Genomic DNA, 1,385 nt, shown 5'->3' on the forward strand with positions numbered 1-1,385 from the left:
TCGAGCTGGGGGTGGCCGCAGAGACCAGCGAGAAGCGACTGTTTACTAAAAACACAGGTCCGTGCGAAGCCGTAAGGCGATGTATACGGACTGACGCCTGCCCGGTGCTGGAACGTTAAGGGGACCGGTTAGTGCGCTTTCGGGCGTGCGAAGCTGAGAACTTAAGCGCCAGTAAACGGCGGTGGTAACTATAACCATCCTAAGGTAGCGAAATTCCTTGTCGGGTAAGTTCCGACCTGCACGAATGGCGTAACGACTTCTCGACTGTCTCAACCATAGGCCCGGTGAAATTGCACTACGAGTAAAGATGCTCGTTTCGCGCAGCAGGACGGAAAGACCCCGGGACCTTTACTACAGTTTGATATTGGTGTTCGGTTCGGCTTGTGTAGGATAGGTGGGAGACTGTGAAGCTTGGACGCCAGTTCAGGTGGAGTCGCCGTTGAAATACCACTCTGGTCGTGCTGGATGTCTAACCTGGGTCCGTGATCCGGATCAGGGACAGTGTCTGATGGGTAGTTTAACTGGGGCGGTTGCCTCCTAAAGAGTAACGGAGGCGCCCAAAGGTTCCCTCAGCCTGGTTGGCAATCAGGTGTTGAGTGTAAGTGCACAAGGGAGCTTGACTGTGAGACCGACGGGTCGAGCAGGGACGAAAGTCGGGACTAGTGATCCGGCGGTGGCTTGTGGAAGCGCCGTCGCTCAACGGATAAAAGGTACCCCGGGGATAACAGGCTGATCTTCCCCAAGAGTCCATATCGACGGGATGGTTTGGCACCTCGATGTCGGCTCGTCGCATCCTGGGGCTGGAGTCGGTCCCAAGGGTTGGGCTGTTCGCCCATTAAAGCGGTACGCGAGCTGGGTTTAGAACGTCGTGAGACAGTTCGGTCCCTATCCGCTGCGCGCGCAGGAGTCTTGAGAAGGGCTGTCCCTAGTACGAGAGGACCGGGACGGACGAACCTCTGGTGTGCCAGTTGTCCTGCCAAGGGCATGGCTGGTTGGCTACGTTCGGGAGGGATAACCGCTGAAAGCATCTAAGCGGGAAGCCTGCTTCGAGATGAGGACTCCCACCCACTTGATGGGGTAAGGCTCCCAGTAGACGACTGGGTTGATAGGCCAGATGTGGAAGCCCAGTAATGGGTGAAGCTGACTGGTACTAATAGGCCGAGGGCTTGTCCTCAGTTGCTCGCGTCCACTGTGTTGGTTCTGAAACCACGAACAGCCCCACGTTCCCACAGAGCGTGGTGCGGCAGTTCACAGTTTCATAGTGTTTCGGTGGTTATAGCGTGAGGGAAACGCCCGGTTACATTCCGAACCCGGAAGCTAAGCCTTACAGCGCCGATGGTACTGCAGGGGGGACCCTGTGGGAGAGTAGGACGCCGCCGAACAAT

Annotated in this window: 2 rRNA genes (1 of these 2 running past the window's edge); both read left to right on the top strand. The window is 56.8% G+C overall.

What is annotated here, in order from left to right:
* Positions 1-1,174, top strand: a 23S ribosomal RNA gene (locus tag ACZ5Y0_RS36765); it begins 2,028 nt to the left of the window's first position.
* Positions 1,175-1,265: 91 nt separating this feature from the next.
* Positions 1,266-1,382 (top strand): 5S ribosomal RNA (rrf, locus tag ACZ5Y0_RS36770).
* Positions 1,383-1,385: the final 3 nt, after the last annotated feature.

The organism is Streptomyces sp. NPDC033216, assembly GCF_055577115.1.